This window comes from Kitasatospora sp. NBC_01300, assembly GCF_041435235.1.
Lineage (GTDB): Bacteria > Actinomycetota > Actinomycetes > Streptomycetales > Streptomycetaceae > Kitasatospora.
This window is the reverse complement of sequence record NZ_CP108410.1, coordinates 99,800-115,689: the sequence shown is the minus strand read 5'-3', so window position 1 is coordinate 115,689 and position 15,890 is coordinate 99,800. Positions and strand designations below refer to the sequence as shown.

Below are 15,890 nucleotides of genomic sequence, written 5' to 3'. Positions count from 1 at the left end.
ACCAAAGGGACTCAGTTCTCCCATTATGAGCAGAAGTCGTTATGGGGGAACTGTGATCATATGTCCGCGCGAGGCCCCCTTATAGGAGATCTGGTTATAACTGGGAAACTGAGTCCCTTTGGTCCCTGAGACAGGGCCCACATAGCCCCTGACCTGCGACGACAGGGCAGGGACTGAACGCTGCCCCGTCCAGGGACCGAAGTCCGCCAGCCCCTCACCCCCTCAGAGTCCCTCCCCCCTGTCCGCACTGGACAGGACTGAGCGAAGCAACAGCAGGTCGGTTCAGTCCCTCCACCATTTCACCCGGGGGTGAGGCCGACAGCGCAGGCCGACCGAAGCGCAGGCCGGGTGGTCGGCTCCCTGGTGACCGGGCAGGTCTGCGCCCGTCGTTCCCAACACCGAGGCGTCGCCGAGAACACGACGGACCCGCGTGGGGCTCTGCCCAGGACGGATGAAGTGACTGACCGATTCCTCGGTCACTACGGTTCAATCACCAACAAACATGCAGGCCAGCGACTTGACATCACCGAAAACAGTGACGGAAGTGACCCAAATTCAGGGTTAACATCACTAGTGCAAAGCGGCATCAGCGCGAAGACCGCGGCGGCGGGGATGGTGCTCCAGCCAGCGACGGCGTGTACACGCCCAGCTGGCTCAACAGTGACGGATCCGGATCTCCCCCCATGGCACCCAGGCCCGCAGTCACTCCCGAACCCGGGTCTGCGGCAGCGGGTGGAACAGGGCACGGCAACGAACGGCGGTGTCCGGATCCCGGGCCAGTTCCGTCAGCCCGGTCGCAGGCAAGTCGGCCACTCGGCGTTTCAGCTTCGTATCGGAGTCGACTGCGCAGCGGCCTGGCGGGGCGCGAGACCCTACACCTGCCCCAGGGCCCGGTCGTCAGGTCTTGGTGTTCGTGAGGTGACGGGCGATCAGTCCGACCAGGACTTTGCCGGTCGGACCGGCGGTGTCGTCGTAGAAGTGGATCCGGGGGGAGATGGAGCCTCGGACGTCGAGTTTGATGTGGGCCTCCATCAGGATCTTGCCTTCGGTGTGGACCAGTTTGGGCACGGGAAGCATGCGCTCGTTGGCCCACTGGTTGAGGGTCTCCTCGGACTCGACCATGGCGACGGTGTTGCCCGAGATGACGACGGCGCCGCGTGGGCTGCGCAGGCAGAACTCCCGGAAGTTGCCCTTGAACCCCTCGCTGGTGGAGATCTCCGCGTAGCTGCTGAGGGCCTGGAGGGCCAGCCAGGCCTTGCGGGCCCAGCCCGGGACCTTGCGCGTATCGCTGTCATCGAGGCGCAGGGTGCGGGGGCGGTCGCCCGTGAACTGGACGCCGGGGAGGGAAGTGATGCGGTCGAGGACCTCCTCGAAGGTCCGGGGTGCGTCCTCGGTCTCCTGTTGGGCGTAGGCCTCGGTGCCCGCGTCCAGGGCCATCAGGAGGACTCGGAGGCGGTCGATCTCCCGGTTGGCCCGGTCCAGCAGGTCGAGGGAGTCGAGGTGCTGGGCGAGTTCGCTGTCGTTGTTGGCCTCGGAGGTGGTGAGCTTGGCGTTGGCGTCGTTGAGCTGGTGCTGGAGGCTGAGCTGCATGCGCTGCTGGCGGCTGATCTCCTCGTCCCGGGTGGACACCATGCCGGTCAGCCGGCTGACCTCGCTGCGCGCCTCGGCGGGGTTGAGGTGGATCGGGGACGGCATCTCTGGGCGTTGGTGGGGAAGCCGGGCCGGGCTGGTGTTCAGCAGGACCAGGCCCGCGAGCCGTTCCGGGACGGGCGCGTCGAGGGTGTGCTCCTGGACACTGCTGGCGATGTGCCTCCACGCCTCGTCCCGCCGGTCGTTCAGGCGCTGGTAGGTCAGGAAGCGGTGACGGTACCGGTCGGCGGCCCAGGCCGGATCGACGCCGGGCAGGTATGTGCGTACCGCACCGGGGGCGACCCAGTGGTCCGGTCCGATCTCGCGCTGGAATGCTGTGACGGCGGCCTGGTCGGTGAGCAGGTAGAGCGAGGCGAAGCCGGCCGCACGGTCCCATGCCTTATCGGTGCGCCAGGTCCATAGGGGGGACTCCTGGTGGGGGCGGGCGGCCACGATGACCGGGCGCCGCCGGTCTTGGTGGGTGAGGACCTCCAGGAGGTCGTCGACGTCGGCTGCTGCTATGTGCTGAGGGGAGACGGTCAGCCGGGTGATCGGTGCCCAGCCCCCGGCGGCGTCGGGGGCCAGGCCGTCGATGACGGGCAGAGCGGCCACGAGTTCGCGGATGATCCGGGGCGGTCCGCTCGGCGGGATGGTGCCGCCGGTGTGGCATTCGAGATCGATTGCCACCAGACCGGTCCCGCTGAGGTCAGGGCCGACCGCGGTGAGCGTGGTCGTCCACCGTTGCGCCTGTTGCTCGATGAACTGCAGGCGCAAGCCGACTTCGTCGCCGTCGGGGCTGTAGGAGCCGACTACGTCGAGGGTCGTGCTGGCGTCGAGCTGGTGCTGGCCGGAGGAGCCGAGGGCCTCGGAGCCGTAGCCCTTGCTGTCCAGCCAGGCGGCGGCGTTCCCGCGGAGGGTCTTGAAGATGTCCGGCTGTTGCTCGGGGTCGGTGCAGTCGATGGTCAGGGTGGTTCTGTACAGCATGGTGCTTCGGAACACGGGGAACTCCGACAGGCTGTGGCGGTGCGGGGACAGGGGTGCCGTCCGGAGCGTAGCGGCAGCCCCTGACGGTCGAGGCCGGCTTCGGAGTTGAGGCCTTTCGGTGGCCTGCGACCGGCCGGCGGCGGTCACGGCGGCCACCGTCGTGGGCGGCCGGCCGCCGAGGTCGTGCCGCCGGCAACGGCGCAGCGGGCGGGCCCGTGCCGGTGGTCCCGTGCTTCGCCGGCCACAGGTGGTCGGAGGCAGGAGCGGGGGCGCTTTCAAGGATCAAGGATCAGGGCACACATGCCGATCAGGGGTTCATGACCGAACGGACCATTGATCTTCTTCCGCACCAGCTGGCGTTCGATGGGCGGCCTGTCGGCTCCGCGCACGCCGTGTTGTGCCGGGGCTACGGCGGCGTCACCGAGTTGCTGCGGGACCTGGCCGAGACGTTCGTGCCTGACGGCAGCTGGTGCCGGGTGGGGCCGGATGTGCATGCGGTCCGGGGCGGTGAGGCAGCGCCGAGGCTGCGGCCCACCGCCAGGGGGTGGGAAGCGGATCTCTTCGAGTCGGCATGGGGCGACAGGGCCGAGTTGGAGGGGGTGCCGCAGGAGCACCGAGCCGCCGTCGCCGCCTATGTCGATGTCCGCCACCGGGTGGTGGCCGACCTGACCACCGCTCCCGAGCTACGGGCCGCCTGCACGGCCGGCGGAACGGTTGCCGTCAACTCCCTCGCCCTACGGCGGCTGGGCCTGCTCGACGACCGACTGCGGGCCCTGGATGCCCTGCAGAGCTCCCTGCCGCCCGTGGAGCGCATTGCGCCGTGGGCCCGTTCGCTCCTGACGAGGGAGGCCCTCGATGTGGCCACCGGCCGGAATGGCTGACCAGCGCGTTCCTGGAGTTCCACCTCGGCACCTGCGGGATGCGCCCCGAGACGATCGTCGGCTGGGGATTCGACCTGCCCTCCGGGCTTATCCCCCTGGCCTGGGGCGGCGTCGGCGAGGACCAGGAGAAGTGATCGGCGGGCCGGCCCGGGCAGCGGCGGGTCAGCACAAGGTGGTCTGTCCGTCGGGGTGGCGGGTGGGGCGGGGCAGTACCGTGTTGCCGGTCAGGGCTTCGTGGAGCCTTGGGGCGAGGGAGGAGTTCCGGGGGTCGGCCGGCCGTTTGACCGCCGTGGCGAGAGCGTCGGGGTCGCCGACGACGACGACGATCCGGCGGGCACGGGTGACCGCGGTGTAGAGCAGGTTGCGGCGCAGAAGCAGGTAGGCGGAGCCCATGGTGAGCGGCACGACGACGATCGGGTACTCGCTGCCCTGGGAGCGGTGGACGGTGATGGCGTAGGCGTGCAGGAGCTCGTCGAGTTCCTCGTACCCGTAGACGGCGGCCACCTGGTCGTCCATGGTGACGTGGATCTGGCGTTCCTTGTCGTCGATCGCGGTGATGGTGCCCGTGGTGCCGTTGAGGACGCCCTTGCGCGGGTCGTTGCGGATGGCGATGACGCGGTCCTTCAGGCGGAAGGGCCGGCCGTCGGCGAAGTGCTGGGGCGTACCGTCCTGGTGGGGGTTGACGGCGGCCTGGACGGCCAGGGCGAGGTCGCGGGTCCCGGCCTGGCCCTTGGTGGCAGGCGCGAGGACCTGGATGTCGCCCGGCCCCACCCCGTACGTCCGGGGCAGCCGCCGGGTCACGAGGTCGACGACGGTGTCGGTGATCTGGTGGTCCGGCACCGGCAGGAACCAGAACTCGCCGCCGCTTCGGGGGTCTTCGCCGCGGTTGATCCGCTGGGCGTTGAGGGGGATGGTGCTGGCGCCGTCCTGGCGGAAGATCGTGCTGAGCTGGGTCCGCGGGATCTCCGGCACCGACAGCAGGTCCCGCAGGACCTGGCCAGCACCGACGCTCGGCAGCTGGTGGACGTCACCGACCAGCAGGAGATGCACACCGGGGGCGAGTTTGCCGAGGAGCCGGTCGAACAGGGCCACCTCCAGCATGGACGCCTCGTCGACCACGATCAGGTCCGCTTCCAGCGGGTCGTAGGCGTCGAAGAGGCTCAGCGGCCCGGTGTCGTCCTCCTTCGGCTTGCCGATCATGCGGTGGACGGTGCCGGCCGGGCGGCCGGTGATCTCCTGCAGGCGCTTGGCGGCACGGCCGGTGGGTGCGGCCAGGCCGACCCGGCCGCCGACCGCGTCGACCAGGTCGAGGATCGCCTTCACGGTGAAGGACTTCCCGCAGCCGGGGCCGCCGGTCAGCACGGACACGGGCTCGGTGACGGCCATCAGCGCTGCCGCCTCCTGGTCCTCGGTCAGCCGGCTGGCGCTGTCCATCAGCGGCAGCGGCCCCTTGCGCCACGGGCGCAGGGAGCCCAGGCGCGTCGTGGTGGCCTGCAGCCGGGCAATGCGCGCGGCGACCGAGGTCTCCGCCGCGTGCAGGCGCGGGGTGAACACCGCCGGGCGCAGCCGGCCGCGGTGGGGCAGGTCCTGGATGACGACCCGGCGCTCGGAGGCGAGGACGTCGAGCTGGGCGGGCAGCAACTCGGCCAGGGTCTCGTCGCGCAGGTTCTCCACGGTCTGGCGGAACAGCTCGGTGTCGTAGAGGAAGGTCTGCCCGTCGCGGACGGCGGAGTCCTCCAGGGTGTGGACCAGGGCGGCCTGCAGCCGCTCGGGGCTGCGCTCCGGCCAGCCGAGCGCGAGGGCGAGCTTGTCGGCGGTCGCGAAGCCGATCCGGTAGACCTCGGTGAGCCGGTACGGGGCTTCCTGGACGATCTCCAGCACGTCGGTGACGTCGTGGGCCTCCTGCCGCTCCACCCGGAAGTGGTGGGCGATCCGGGGCGCGTGGCTGGGGGAGATCCCGGCGCTCTGCAGGAGCACCATCAGCTGGCGGATCTCCTGGTGGACCTGCCACGCCTCGACGATGCCGGCGTAGCGGGCGTCCCCGATCAGGTGGACCTCCCGCAGCCGCTCGGGGGTGGTGTCGATGATCTGCAGGGTGTCCAGCTTGAAGTGGTCGACGATGGCGTCGGCCAGCTTCGGGCCGATGCCCCGCACCAGGCCCGAGGCGAGGTACTTGCGGATGGCGTGCATCGTGGCCGGCTCGACGTAGAGGCACTCCACCGCGTGAAACTCGGGGCCGTAGGAGGGGTGTTGGGCGTGCGTCCCGGTGAGCTGGAGCGTCTCGCCGGGCTGGACGCCGACGAGGATTTCGCCCTTGGCGGTGAGGCTCTGCCCGCCCTCCAGGCCCAGCCGCAGGGCGGTGAAGCCGTTGCTTCCGACGTACAGGATCCGCTCGACGATGCCGTCCACCGTCGCCGGGGGCTGCTCCATGATCCGTTCCTCGTGCTCTCTCGTCACGTGCTGGGGCCCGCTGCCGCGTGGCGCGCCAGGGCCGGCGGGCGTCCCGGGCGAGAACCCGGCGCGCGGCTCAGGGCGTCGGGGCGCAGCGGCGGCAGGTCTTGTAGGAACGCCCGCCCTTGGGCCCGGTGTGCTCGGCCGTCCAGGCCCGGGTCTCGGCGGCGGTCATCGCCTTCCAGTGCGGGTAGCCCCGGTCGTACTCAAGGTCGGAGTCGCCGCTGTGAGGGTCGACCGAGTGCGCGTACCGGCGCAGTTCGGTCGTGTAGGCGTCCCCGGCCGGGCGGGCGTAGGCCTGCGGCATCGCCCGCCGGACGACCGAACAGGCCACCTCGTGCAGGCCACTGCGGCCGGCGATGAACGGGTACGCCTCCGGCTTCGAGTACCGCGCCCAGAGTTCGTCCGCGGCGTTGAGCTCGCCCTCGAACCACCCGCGGTGCGCGCGGCAGACCGGGCAGTTGCGCGGGTCCTGCCGGCAGCGGGCCTCCAGGTCGCCCTCGTCCTCGAAGGTGTACGCCTCGAACGGGACGTACAGCTCGCGGGCCGCGCGCAGGAGCAGCTCCCGGGCCTGGGCGGGATCGGCCCGGCCGTCCTGGACCAGGCCCAGGAGGTCAAGGACGGCCGGCAGCTCGATGCCGTAGCCCCACCCTTCGCGCACGTCGCGTTCCCGTTCCGGGGGGAACCCCTTCGCGAAATCGAACATCACCCCCGGGAGGGACACGCCAGTGCTCAGTTTGACATCGACCCTTCCGTCGTTCAGCAGGGTGATACCCGGCTCGACAGTCTGCCGCGGCACCGTGACCGTACCCGCCCCCCCGCACGGAGGGGTTGCCGCTTCGCCGCTGCCCGGTCTTCCTCTTGCCGCCCATGGAGCCTTCCTGCGCGTCCAGGTGGCCGTGGTCGTGCCGGCGGCCGCCGTCCGGATGGGAGATCGCTGAAGGGGATCGTACGGGCCGAGGAGCCAGCCCGGCACCGGGTCTGACCAGGCGTCGGCTCGGGGTGCGCGAGCGGCGGGGTAACGACGCCCGGCCGTCTGTTGCTCCAGGGCGGCCTCCTGCCGGCGCGAGCTCGGTCACGCAGGCCCGGGTCGACGACGGGCCGGTGCTGGAGACGGCCCGCCGACTTCCCGCGGGCTCTTCCTCGGTGCCCGGCCCTGCTGCGGCTTCCACGCCGGCGTTGAGGCAGCGCCTGCTCCGGACCCTACGGCAGGACCGCGCGCGGACCAGGCGCCCTGCGGGCGCCGGACCCGCCGGGGGGAGGGCCGGCGACGCCCGGGCCTCAGCTCAGCAGGGCCATCAGAACCACCATGACGGTGAGCACGCACCCGGCGGTGATCGCCACCACGCGCGGAGGTTGCTCGCCCGGCTCGAAGAACAGCCACATGGCCGTTCCGACGAGGACCCCGAGCCTGGTGTAGATGGCGAGGCGTTGCAACCCGTCGTCACCCAGGTCCAGGAGCGCCCCCGCCTTCGATGCCATCCACCCGGCCACGAAGCAGAGCACGACCGTGACGGCGGCCCACCCGATCCAGCCGCCCCACCGACGATCAGTCCCGCTTCGAGCCGCCTGGTAGACGTAGGTGTGGAATCGCCGGTGCATCCGCAGCAGCCGTGAGGTCATGCGGACAGTCTGCCGCAGACGCAGCACCGGCCCAGGGCCTTCACGACATCCCGCCCGCCCCGGTCAGCGCCCGTGACCGGCGCCGGCCGCGTCGTGACCCGCTCGCCGCCCCGCGGCGCCCGCACGCCGCGGTCGTACCAACAACCGGCCAATCCCGCCGACGACGTGGCGAGCGCACCGTCCGGTCGACTCCACCGGTGCACCCGACGCCGGGACACCAACGACCCGCCCATCCGCGCCCGCCGTCAGCATCCCGCCTCGCGAGACGCCCGCCGCTCGGCCGGCCCGTGCCCGGTTCCTACCCGCGACGTTCGGATCCACCAAATCCGCCGCCGCACGGCCCTGCCCCTGACGCGCCGCAACGCGGGCCAGGTGCTGCTCCACCGCCGCCTGCCGGCGCCGCAGCAGCCACTCGGCAGCGCGCGCCCGGGCCTCCTCCGCCCGCTCCGCCGCCCGATTCCGGGCCGCGGTCTCGCTCGGGAACCGGTGCCGGCCGGGCCCTCTTGCCAGAGTCCCGCTGTCGGGACTGCGGGAGTTCGGAAGCAGCCTTCTACCTGCGGATACACCCCCCTCCATGTATCGAGTTCGACATATGGTCAGATGGTGTGCTGCACTTCAGCCATGACCTCTCCACGGCTGACGAAGCCAACCATCGGGGTACTGAACTGCCTGCTCACCGCCGACGATTCGGACCCCGTGTGGGGGCTGCGGATCTGCACCGAGGCGGATCTGGGCTCCGGCACCGTGTACCCGATCCTCGAACGCCTCGCGGACCTGGGTTGGGTGGAGTCCTGGCCCGAGACCTCCGCGCACCCCGGCCGGCCGGGCCGGCTGTTCTACCGCCTCACCGCCGACGGGCGCCTGCGGGCCGCGCAGGCCCTGGAGGCCCGCGCGACCCGGCGCACCTCCGTCCTGCGCCTCGCCGGAGGTACGGCGTGACCCACCACGGCGAACCGACCCCGCCGCCGGACCCGGACGAGCTGTACCGGGTCCGCACCAGGTGCGTAGACGCGTTTCTCGCCAGCAGCGAGGCGTTGCACGAGGCGGTCCGGGCCGAGGAACCCCACCTGTACCAGTGCCTCTCCCGGCGCTGCGGCCCCCTCAAGACGATCACCTACGCCCTGCAGATGGACCTGACCCTGGGGGCGAGGGTCGAGCCGTACATCGCCGCCCGACGCGAGGCCCTCACCGCCCTGTACGAGGCCACCGACCGGTGGACCGAGGCCTTCGGCCAGCCATGGGACGACGCGGGGAGGGGGCCCTCCCGGCTGCTGGCGGGTGCGGCCGTCCGACTGGCGGGCAGCCGCCGCAGCCACCTGCGCCAGGCCTGGCTGGCGGACCTCGCCGGAGACCCGGCCTCCGGCCTGGTGCCCTCTTCCCGCCAGCGCCGGGCCCTGGCCGCCGGCTTCCTGGTGGCGGCCGTCCGCTTACGCCTGCACGACACCATGGAGGTGCTGTGGAAGCCGGCCGACTGGGTGCTGACGACCTCCTCCCGCACCACCGGTGCGGTCGTCACCGCCACCGGCGCCCTCGCCCTCTACATCGACGCCACCGGCGGCCTGCACCAGCTGCTGACCACCGGCGTGCAGGCCTGCTCGGTGACCGCTCCCTCCCTCTACGGCCTGGCCCGCTGGGTGCGCCGGGTGCGCGGCATCGAGCCCTCCGCCCCGCCCGCCCCTCCGTCCGACGACAGCGAGGGCACGCCCTGGTGAGAAGGAAGCAGACCTCCCACCACGACTACCCACGTGTGCTTCACCGCCCTCAGGGACTACGAGCTGCTGATGATGTTCCAGCAGGAGCAGCGGCGGCCGCCGGTGCTGGCCCGGGTCGGGCTCTCACTCGCGGGGCCCCGCCGTGGGCATCTGCGCCGGGCGTGGCTGGCGGACCTAGCCGGCGACCCGGTCTCCGGCCTCGTGCCCTCGCCCTGGTGGCGCCGGGCCCTGGCCGTCGGCTACCTGCTGGCGGGCCTCCGGCTGCGTCTGCATGACACCGTCGGGGTGTTGTGGGTCCCCGTTGACTGGGTGCTCGGCGCCGGCTCGCGGACCGGTGCCGCGATCGCAGCGGCCACCGGCACCATGGCCGTCGGCATCGACGCCACCGGCGGCCTCGACCGACTGCTAGGCATCGGGGTGGCCGCCTGCACGACCACAGCCGCCTCCCTGTCCGGCCTGACCCGCTGGCTGCGCCGGGTGCGCGGCATCGAACTCGCCGCCCAGGTCCCCCCGGCTCGGCGGGCCAGGCGCAGCTCCGCGTACGGCTGCGGCCTGGCGATCGTCGGGCAGGACCAGCTGCGCCGTGAGGTGCTGCACGAGCGGGACGTCGCCGCCGGCGCCAACATCGGCCTGATCGGCTTGGTGGCCCGGCACGCCCTCGACACCGGCTTCCACGCCGTCGTCGAGGGCATCGTCGGCGCCGGCCGGTACGGCGCCATGTTCACCGACCTGGTGGCCGGCCACCACAGCCGCAGATTCCTCTACTACCTCGACATCGGCTTCGACGAGACGGTGCGGCGACACGCCACCCGGCCGCTGTCGGCCGAGGTGAGTGCCGAGCAGATGGCCGGCTGGACACCGCGCCCGTGAACCGGCCGGCCTGGGCGCATCACCTGGTGAGCAGGGTCCAGCCGCCAGCACCGTGAGCGACGGTGTCGTCCAGGGCGAGCTGCTCCAGGACCAGCCACACCGCTGCGATCGGCTGGGAGATCTGATGGGCGATCAGGCCGCTGGTGAGGACGGCGGGCGGATTGCGGTTGGTCTCCATCCAGGCGGTGACCTCCTTCACGGGCAGGTCTCCGGTGTGGCTGCGGCGGGCGCCGCCGAGGGCGAGCAGGGCATCGTCCAGGCGGGCGCTCCAGTTGCTGGTTGCCTGGTCCGGGTCGTACTGGCCGTTGTGTTCCAGCGGGCGGATCGCCGCCTCGCGGTCCAGCAGCGGGGCGAGCACGACCGAGGCAGTGCGCAGGGCCGGGCCTGCGGTGTAGCCGTTGGTGCGGTCGGTCACCGTGTTCACCAGGGTGGTCAGGAGTGCCCGGGAGGCGCTGGCGATGGCCACGCCCTGGTAGTCGAGGCGGTAGCGGTCGGTGCCCGCGTGGCTGAGGACGACCCTGGCCCGCAGGGTGGTCGTTTCGGCGAAGTCGCGGGCGAGTTCGGCGAGGGCCACCGCATCGCGGGCTTCGGCCAGGCCGAGCACGACGGTGCCCGGGCGCATGTCGCTCGCGGCCCCGGCCGCGATGTCGTCACTGGCCTTCTGCCAGCGGGAAAGTTCCTCGTGGGCCTGCTGCTGGGCGTTGTGGATGCCTCCCCAGGTGCCCGGGTCGGTGGGGCGGTTGATGACGGCGAGGTCGGTGATCAGGTCGTGCAGCGGGGCGGTGGAGATGTCGGTGGGCATGCGGGCTTCTTCCGTGGACGGGTGGGTCTGGCGGGCGTCGGGGCGGCCGGGCGGGCCGGGACCGTGCAGTGCGCCCAAGGTGCTGGTGTCAGCGGTGGGGGTGTTGCTGGAGCCGGAGGACTTCGGCCTGCCAGTGCTCGTCCGCCTCGCTGGCACCTGCGGGCACCTGCCGGCCAAGACGGGACGCCAGATCCCGGTAGAGGTCGGGGGAGGCGGTGTCGGCGAGGGCCAGCACGGAGCAGAGCAGCGGCTCCTTCGGCCGGGTGCTGTCCTCGATCGCCATGAGCACCTGGACCTGGTCCTCGGGGTGAAGCCGGTGCAGGCCCTCGGCGAGACTGCGGCCGTGCTTCAAGGTCGAGACAGCGGAGCCGGAGCGGGCGATCAACTTCAACATGCTCCGCATCGAAGCCGCCGTCTCGGCCAGCACCGGTGCCGGCCGGCGCGCAGCCGGAACCGCTGGCGTACCGGAGCCCGGCCGCACCGCCGCTTCGGCCCCGCCCTCGGACTGCTCGGCCCGGGCCAGCCAGCCCTCCACCGCTCGGGCCTCCTCCGCGGTGACCAGAGCGCGGGCCTCCTCCGCCTCCTTGGACAAGGTGAACACCCGGTAGCGGAACTCGCGGACCGGCAGCTGGTCAGCTTCACGGCCGAGACGGCCCAGAAGATCCAGCATCCGCCCGTGCGCTTGGGACTCGCGCAGGGACTGGGCGCGCTCCACCTTGCTTTCCACGCGAGCCTTCAACCGGCTGCGCGCCACCGGTCCGGGGACCTTGTTCTCGCGGGCGGCCTGCGCGGCGCGGCGCTTCTCGTCCTTCAGGAAAGCGGCGGCCTGCCGGGCGATGTCGTGCTGCTCAAGGGTCCGCTCGCGGGCGGCCTTGCGGTCCGCCTGGGTGAGCAGCGAGGTCACCTCCTCGCTCTCACCGTCCCGCACGGCTTGCGCCAGCCGTCCGAACAGGTCCGCTCGCAGCTTCTCCTGCTCCTCCAGCCACAGCCGGGCCCGCTCCAGCAGGCCGGCCACCTCCTGGGCCTCGGTGCCCTCGTACGGTCCGCCGGCTTCGACCGTCCGGCAGTCAGAGCGCAGGATCGCCATTGACTTGGACTTCAGCGCGGCTTCGAGGCGCTGCACGGCGGTGGTGCCCTTCGCGACAACGCCGGCGAAGGGCGACCAGGCGGTGCGCTCCGCGGCGGCGAGGATCTCCTCGACGGCCGGCGTACGGAATCCGTCCGGGGACATGTGACACTCGCCCAGGGTGAACCACTCGGTGTCCCGGGCCGGGGCCTGAGTGCCGATGCGCACCCGGCGCGCGGTGCCGACGCTGTCCAGGCGGACCCGGTGGATGTACCGGCGCCGCACCAGGGTGTCGACGTCCACCGGCACAGAGGTGCCGAGGACCGGCTCGACGAGCTCGTTGTCCCACGCCGGTGCCACCTCGCCGTCCAGGTGCAGGCGCAGGCCGCGGGTCCCGTGCTCCCAGGCGATGTCGACGACGGAGCCGATCGGCTCGCGCAGGTGGACGTCACCCTGGTGCTCCTGGTCGACCAGCCAAGCCAGAGCGGCGGACTTCACGTAGAGGTGGTCGGCGCTGGAGACGTCCCGGGCGCGGCGCTGGCACACGTGCAGGCCGGTGGGGTCGGGCAGGTGGGCGAAGTGGCAGACCCTGTCGGTGTACAGCTTGGTCGACAGCTGGGTGCCGCAGCCGCCGAGCAGCAGACCGCACCAGAAGGTGTCGGCGGAGTGCTCCCGGCGGAAGGCGTCCAGCTCGATCGCTTCCATCGGCAGGATCAGCGGAACGTCCGATGTGGCTCCGCTCAGCACCGCCGTCTGAATCCGTCGCTTGTCACCTGGCAACGCCAACCCCTAACTGGCCTTCGGTCGTGGACAGTTCATCGTCCCACCGAGACTTGCTTCCGGGAGGCCCAACGGACAGATCGGCCCCGCCCGGGCGGGGGGCCGGCCCGCGAAGTCGGCGCTGGACGTTGACCTGGCCGGAGGCCACCTACGGACCGTGCGGCGAAGTCCTGACCAGGGCCGCCCCCTCACCTCGCGGTGACGGGCGCCTCGGCTGCCGGGAGCTGAAGGCCGGCGAGGGGAATCGCCCCGGACGGCGTGAGCAGGCAGGTGCCGTCGAACCGCACCCGCAGCGAGTCGGTGGCGGGACCGTCGGCGTCATCCGGCCCTGCCCCGCCCTCGCCGCCCGCTGCCCGGACCTGCACGGCGAACGCATCTTCGTCCGCAACGCCACCGAGGCCCACCTCCTTGTCGAAGCGGGCCTCGACCGAGCCCGGATCACCGACCTCGGCCTCCCAGACTTCGAACAGGACACCCTCTGCTGACCAACACCCCTGTCGGCGCGCTTGAGCCTTCCGGCCCGACCGGCAGCGTCCAACGCCCCACCGCGCCGATGGAGATGATCTCGCGTGGTGATCCGGAAACGCCTGCAGATTGAGACGGCCCGGCCGCCAGAATCGACGCCATGGCGAACGAGGACAACGAAGACCAGGTCGTGGTGCAGCGCGTGGTGCCGGGCGTCGACGAGCCGGTCACGTTCCACCACGGCCCGGTCGACCGGAAGAGCGCGACGCAGCCCTTCGAAGTGGTGACGTTCACCGGCGCAGAGGAGAGCGACATCCTCCACGCCGCAGGCTGGTGGATGTCCGACCAGCCGTACGCACAGATCGTGGCAATGAACTGGCGCGTCGAGGACACCGAGGCCGACGACCGCCGGTGGATTCTCGACCTGGTGGTCGACCACGACGCCGGGGCGCACATCACCGACGGCTGGCGACGCGCGACCCGTTCCGGCCCGGACGCCGCCGGCTGAGGCGCCGCGATCCGCCCACTCGGCGCGGCCCGCCCGTCCGCCGGGGACGGACTCCACAGCGCCCCGGCGGACGGGCGGGCCGCGCAGGAATCAGCCGAACGCCCACCCGTTGAGGCCGGCCACGTCGTCGAGTCGGCGTTCGTCCATGGTCCGGCCCCAGTGGCCGTTGCCGTAGGCCAGCCGCTGGCCGGTCGCGGGAACGACGAAGTCGAGGGTGCACCCGGTCTTGTCCTGCTGGCAGGTGCACCACGCGTGGTCCAGCGTCCACCCGGGACCGCACGTCTGCCCGGTCAGCAGGCTGACCAGTTCCTCGCAGGGCGGCCCGTTGGTCGCCTCCACCCGCAGGGTGTCCCCGGTGGACCAGGCGTCGGTGGCGTTGACCGGACCCGGCCCGGCCGTCGCCCGGATACGCCGCAGCAGCGCGGAGGCCAGCAACAGGCTCGGCTCGCCGCCAGGCGGCCGCTGGCTGTGGTGGGCAGCGCGTTTCGACCGGGGTCCAGCCGGGTTCGGTGAACAGCGGCTCGCGACCGGGACAACTGGCGATGGCCGCGGCGACGGCCCGCTCCCACCAGCGCAGGTTGAACCCGCGGAGGACGACCACGCCATCGTGGCCGGGACGGTAGAGGTGAACCCCCTGCCCACCGACGCGGTACCGCAGGCCGGGAACCCCGCTGACCTGGTCGCGCGGACGGTCGCCCGGGTCTCCGGAGCGGGCGGGGACCAGGAAGTCGGCCCAGTGGCGGATGACGTAGGGCTCGTTCAGCAGGCGGATCTGCAGCTGGGCCGGCGCGGGGCGGACCTCGCGGATGCCGTTGGGATGGGCGGACAGGCCACCGATCGAGCACACCGCCAGGTAGATATCGGTCTCCAGATCCATCTGCTGCGGCTCGGCCTCCGGGATCGCCGCGGTGTCCGCCCCCGAGAGGGCCAGGCTCCTCAGGTACCAGTAGGGCTCACCAGTGCAACGACGGCGGTCGGCCGTGGAGAGCAGGGAGGCGTTGAGCGGGGAGTCGATGCCGTGCACCAGGGCGCCTTCGCGTGCCGGCCGCAGCCCCCCGATCACCGGCACTGCGTCTCGTAGGCCATGGCCAGCACAAGGTCGTGACGTGAGCTTATGACCAGTACTCGGCGGCGGGGCTCGGGGGAACCGTCACCGCGCGGTCGGGCGCCCACAGGTCCACCCGGATTCAACGACGCCGAAGCGCCACAGTCAAACGCGCCACGCTGCCCCCGGCAGCCCCCGTCCTCACGTCCCGTCAGCCGCGACGACTTCTTCCAGGGCCAGGTCCTGGGCCTCGTCCGCAACGACGAAGCGCGGGCCACCATCGAGGACCTGCAGGTCTGCCTGCCCTGCTCCCGTGAAGCCGCAGAGCTGCTCCGGGTGACCAAGGCCAGCTGGTCGACCAGGAGCGCCGCCGAAACGGCGGAGGGCGCGTTCAGCGCGAAGTGCCAGGCCCGGGGCAAGGACGCCCGCCAGCTCTACGACGAGCTGCTCACCGACATCCGCTCGGTGAAGCGAGCCCGGACGAACTACAAGTCGGCACTGCAGGTGGTCGGCCGGCTTCCTCGGCTCTTCCTCTGCGCATGACCTGCCGCGGACCACGCCCCACGGGACGCGGGCCTCGCTCCCGTCCGGCCCACGGCGCGGGCAACCCCTGGCCGCTCTCCCCGCCGCCACCGCAACGGCCTCGGTCAGGTCAGGACGACCGTGAGAACCGCCGCGGCGCTGAACACGCAGCCCGCGATGACCGCCACCGCGCGACGGGACTGGGCTTCCGGCTCGGTGGAGAGCCACATCCCGGTTCCGGCGAGCACGCTCAGTCTGCCGAACAGCGCGAGGCGCTGACGGCCCACGTCCCCCAGGTCCAGGAGCTCGCCCACCCGGCTGGTGACCCACCAGGCCGCGACGCAGAGCAGGACCGTGGCGACACCCCACCAGAACCAGCCGCCCCACCGACGGTCGTCCTTGCTCCGTGTCGCCTGGTAGACGTAGGTGTGGAACCGCCGGTGCATCCGCAACAGCCGTGAGGTCATGCGGACAGTCTGCCGCAGGCGCCCAGCCGACCTTCGTCGTTCACGACATCCCTCCCATACCCGGCCAGCGGCCACAACCGAAGCG

Annotated in this window: 15 protein-coding genes; 7 read left to right on the top strand and 8 right to left on the bottom strand. The window is 71.9% G+C overall.

The genetic code is table 11. The features are described from left to right. Positions 1-897: 897 nt before the first annotated feature. Positions 898-2,613 (bottom strand): hypothetical protein, encoded by a 1,716-nt coding sequence (locus OG556_RS40485; protein WP_371523289.1) that lies wholly within the window; start codon positions 2,611-2,613, stop codon positions 898-900. 317 nt (positions 2,614-2,930) lie between these two features. On the opposite strand from OG556_RS40485, the gene OG556_RS40480 reads away from it, so the two are divergent. After that, positions 2,931-3,494 (top strand): hypothetical protein, encoded by a 564-nt coding sequence (locus OG556_RS40480; RefSeq protein ID WP_331731543.1) that lies wholly within the window; start codon positions 2,931-2,933, stop codon positions 3,492-3,494. A gap of 162 nt (positions 3,495-3,656) precedes the next feature. Here the strand turns inward: OG556_RS40480 and OG556_RS40475 are convergent, their stop codons facing one another. The 3 genes from OG556_RS40475 to OG556_RS40465 all read right to left on the bottom strand — a co-directional run bounded on the left by OG556_RS40475 (position 3,657) and on the right by OG556_RS40465 (position 7,568). Next, positions 3,657-5,924 carry an ATP-dependent RecD-like DNA helicase gene (locus tag OG556_RS40475; RefSeq protein WP_331731540.1) on the bottom strand — a complete coding sequence of 756 codons (2,268 nt, stop codon included), beginning with the start codon at positions 5,922-5,924 and terminating at the stop codon, positions 3,657-3,659. 97 nt (positions 5,925-6,021) lie between these two features. After that, on the bottom strand, positions 6,022-6,606 hold the full coding sequence (locus OG556_RS40470) for a hypothetical protein (RefSeq protein ID WP_371523286.1): 585 nt from the start codon (positions 6,604-6,606) through the stop codon (positions 6,022-6,024). Positions 6,607-7,226: 620 nt separating this feature from the next. Continuing rightward, entirely contained in the window at positions 7,227-7,568 is a 342-nt protein-coding gene (locus OG556_RS40465) for a hypothetical protein (RefSeq protein ID WP_331731534.1), read from the bottom strand. 621 nt (positions 7,569-8,189) lie between these two features. On the opposite strand from OG556_RS40465, the gene OG556_RS40460 reads away from it, so the two are divergent. From OG556_RS40460 to OG556_RS40450, 3 genes are read left to right on the top strand one after another with little or no spacing between them, the layout of a single operon-like run. Next, positions 8,190-8,507 carry a helix-turn-helix transcriptional regulator gene (locus OG556_RS40460; protein ID WP_331731531.1) on the top strand — a complete coding sequence of 106 codons (318 nt, stop codon included), beginning with the start codon at positions 8,190-8,192 and terminating at the stop codon, positions 8,505-8,507. Further along, on the top strand, positions 8,504-9,280 hold the full coding sequence (locus OG556_RS40455; RefSeq protein WP_331731528.1) for a hypothetical protein: 777 nt from the start codon (positions 8,504-8,506) through the stop codon (positions 9,278-9,280). The genes OG556_RS40460 and OG556_RS40455 overlap by 4 nt, the downstream gene beginning before the upstream one ends. A 33-nt stretch (positions 9,281-9,313) precedes the next feature. After that, positions 9,314-10,150 (top strand): hypothetical protein, encoded by an 837-nt coding sequence (locus OG556_RS40450; protein ID WP_331731526.1) that lies wholly within the window; start codon positions 9,314-9,316, stop codon positions 10,148-10,150. Positions 10,151-10,169: 19 nt separating this feature from the next. Here the strand turns inward: OG556_RS40450 and OG556_RS40445 are convergent, their stop codons facing one another. After that, a complete protein-coding gene (locus OG556_RS40445; RefSeq protein WP_331731523.1) occupies positions 10,170-10,952 on the bottom strand; it encodes a hypothetical protein in 783 nt (260 codons plus the stop codon). Between the two features lie 88 nt (positions 10,953-11,040). Next, on the bottom strand, positions 11,041-12,723 hold the full coding sequence (locus OG556_RS40440; RefSeq protein WP_371523283.1) for a hypothetical protein: 1,683 nt from the start codon (positions 12,721-12,723) through the stop codon (positions 11,041-11,043). Between the two features lie 203 nt (positions 12,724-12,926). Here OG556_RS40440 and OG556_RS40435 point away from each other — a divergent pair, with 203 nt between their 5' ends. After that, positions 12,927-13,283 (top strand): hypothetical protein, encoded by a 357-nt coding sequence (locus OG556_RS40435; RefSeq protein ID WP_331731518.1) that lies wholly within the window; start codon positions 12,927-12,929, stop codon positions 13,281-13,283. Between the two features lie 140 nt (positions 13,284-13,423). After that, positions 13,424-13,771, top strand: coding sequence for a hypothetical protein (locus tag OG556_RS40430; RefSeq protein WP_331731516.1), 348 nt, complete (start codon positions 13,424-13,426; stop codon positions 13,769-13,771). 90 nt (positions 13,772-13,861) lie between these two features. On the opposite strand, the gene OG556_RS40425 is transcribed toward OG556_RS40430, so the two are convergent. Beyond that, a complete protein-coding gene (locus OG556_RS40425) occupies positions 13,862-14,206 on the bottom strand; it encodes a hypothetical protein (RefSeq protein ID WP_331731513.1) in 345 nt (114 codons plus the stop codon). A gap of 946 nt (positions 14,207-15,152) precedes the next feature. Between OG556_RS40425 and OG556_RS40420 the strand changes: the two genes are divergently transcribed. Then, on the top strand, positions 15,153-15,359 hold the full coding sequence (locus OG556_RS40420) for a hypothetical protein (protein WP_371523281.1): 207 nt from the start codon (positions 15,153-15,155) through the stop codon (positions 15,357-15,359). 104 nt (positions 15,360-15,463) lie between these two features. Here the strand turns inward: OG556_RS40420 and OG556_RS40415 are convergent, their stop codons facing one another. After that, positions 15,464-15,805 (bottom strand): hypothetical protein, encoded by a 342-nt coding sequence (locus OG556_RS40415; RefSeq protein ID WP_331731509.1) that lies wholly within the window; start codon positions 15,803-15,805, stop codon positions 15,464-15,466. Positions 15,806-15,890: the final 85 nt, after the last annotated feature.

Bases quoted from the DNA above. Each gene is read 5' to 3' on its own strand.
- OG556_RS40485 (WP_371523289.1), bottom strand. From the start codon at position 2,613: ATGCTGTACAGAACCACCCTGACCATCGACTGCACCGACCCCGAGCAA.
- OG556_RS40480 (WP_331731543.1), top strand. From the start codon at position 2,931: ATGACCGAACGGACCATTGATCTTCTTCCGCACCAGCTGGCGTTCGAT.
- OG556_RS40475 (WP_331731540.1), bottom strand. From the start codon at position 5,924: ATGGAGCAGCCCCCGGCGACGGTGGACGGCATCGTCGAGCGGATCCTG.
- OG556_RS40465 (WP_331731534.1), bottom strand. From the start codon at position 7,568: ATGACCTCACGGCTGCTGCGGATGCACCGGCGATTCCACACCTACGTC.
- OG556_RS40460 (WP_331731531.1), top strand. From the start codon at position 8,190: ATGACCTCTCCACGGCTGACGAAGCCAACCATCGGGGTACTGAACTGC.
- OG556_RS40445 (WP_331731523.1), bottom strand. From the start codon at position 10,952: ATGCCCACCGACATCTCCACCGCCCCGCTGCACGACCTGATCACCGAC.
- OG556_RS40440 (WP_371523283.1), bottom strand. From the start codon at position 12,723: ATGGAAGCGATCGAGCTGGACGCCTTCCGCCGGGAGCACTCCGCCGAC.
- OG556_RS40430 (WP_331731516.1), top strand. From the start codon at position 13,424: ATGGCGAACGAGGACAACGAAGACCAGGTCGTGGTGCAGCGCGTGGTG.
- OG556_RS40415 (WP_331731509.1), bottom strand. From the start codon at position 15,805: ATGACCTCACGGCTGTTGCGGATGCACCGGCGGTTCCACACCTACGTC.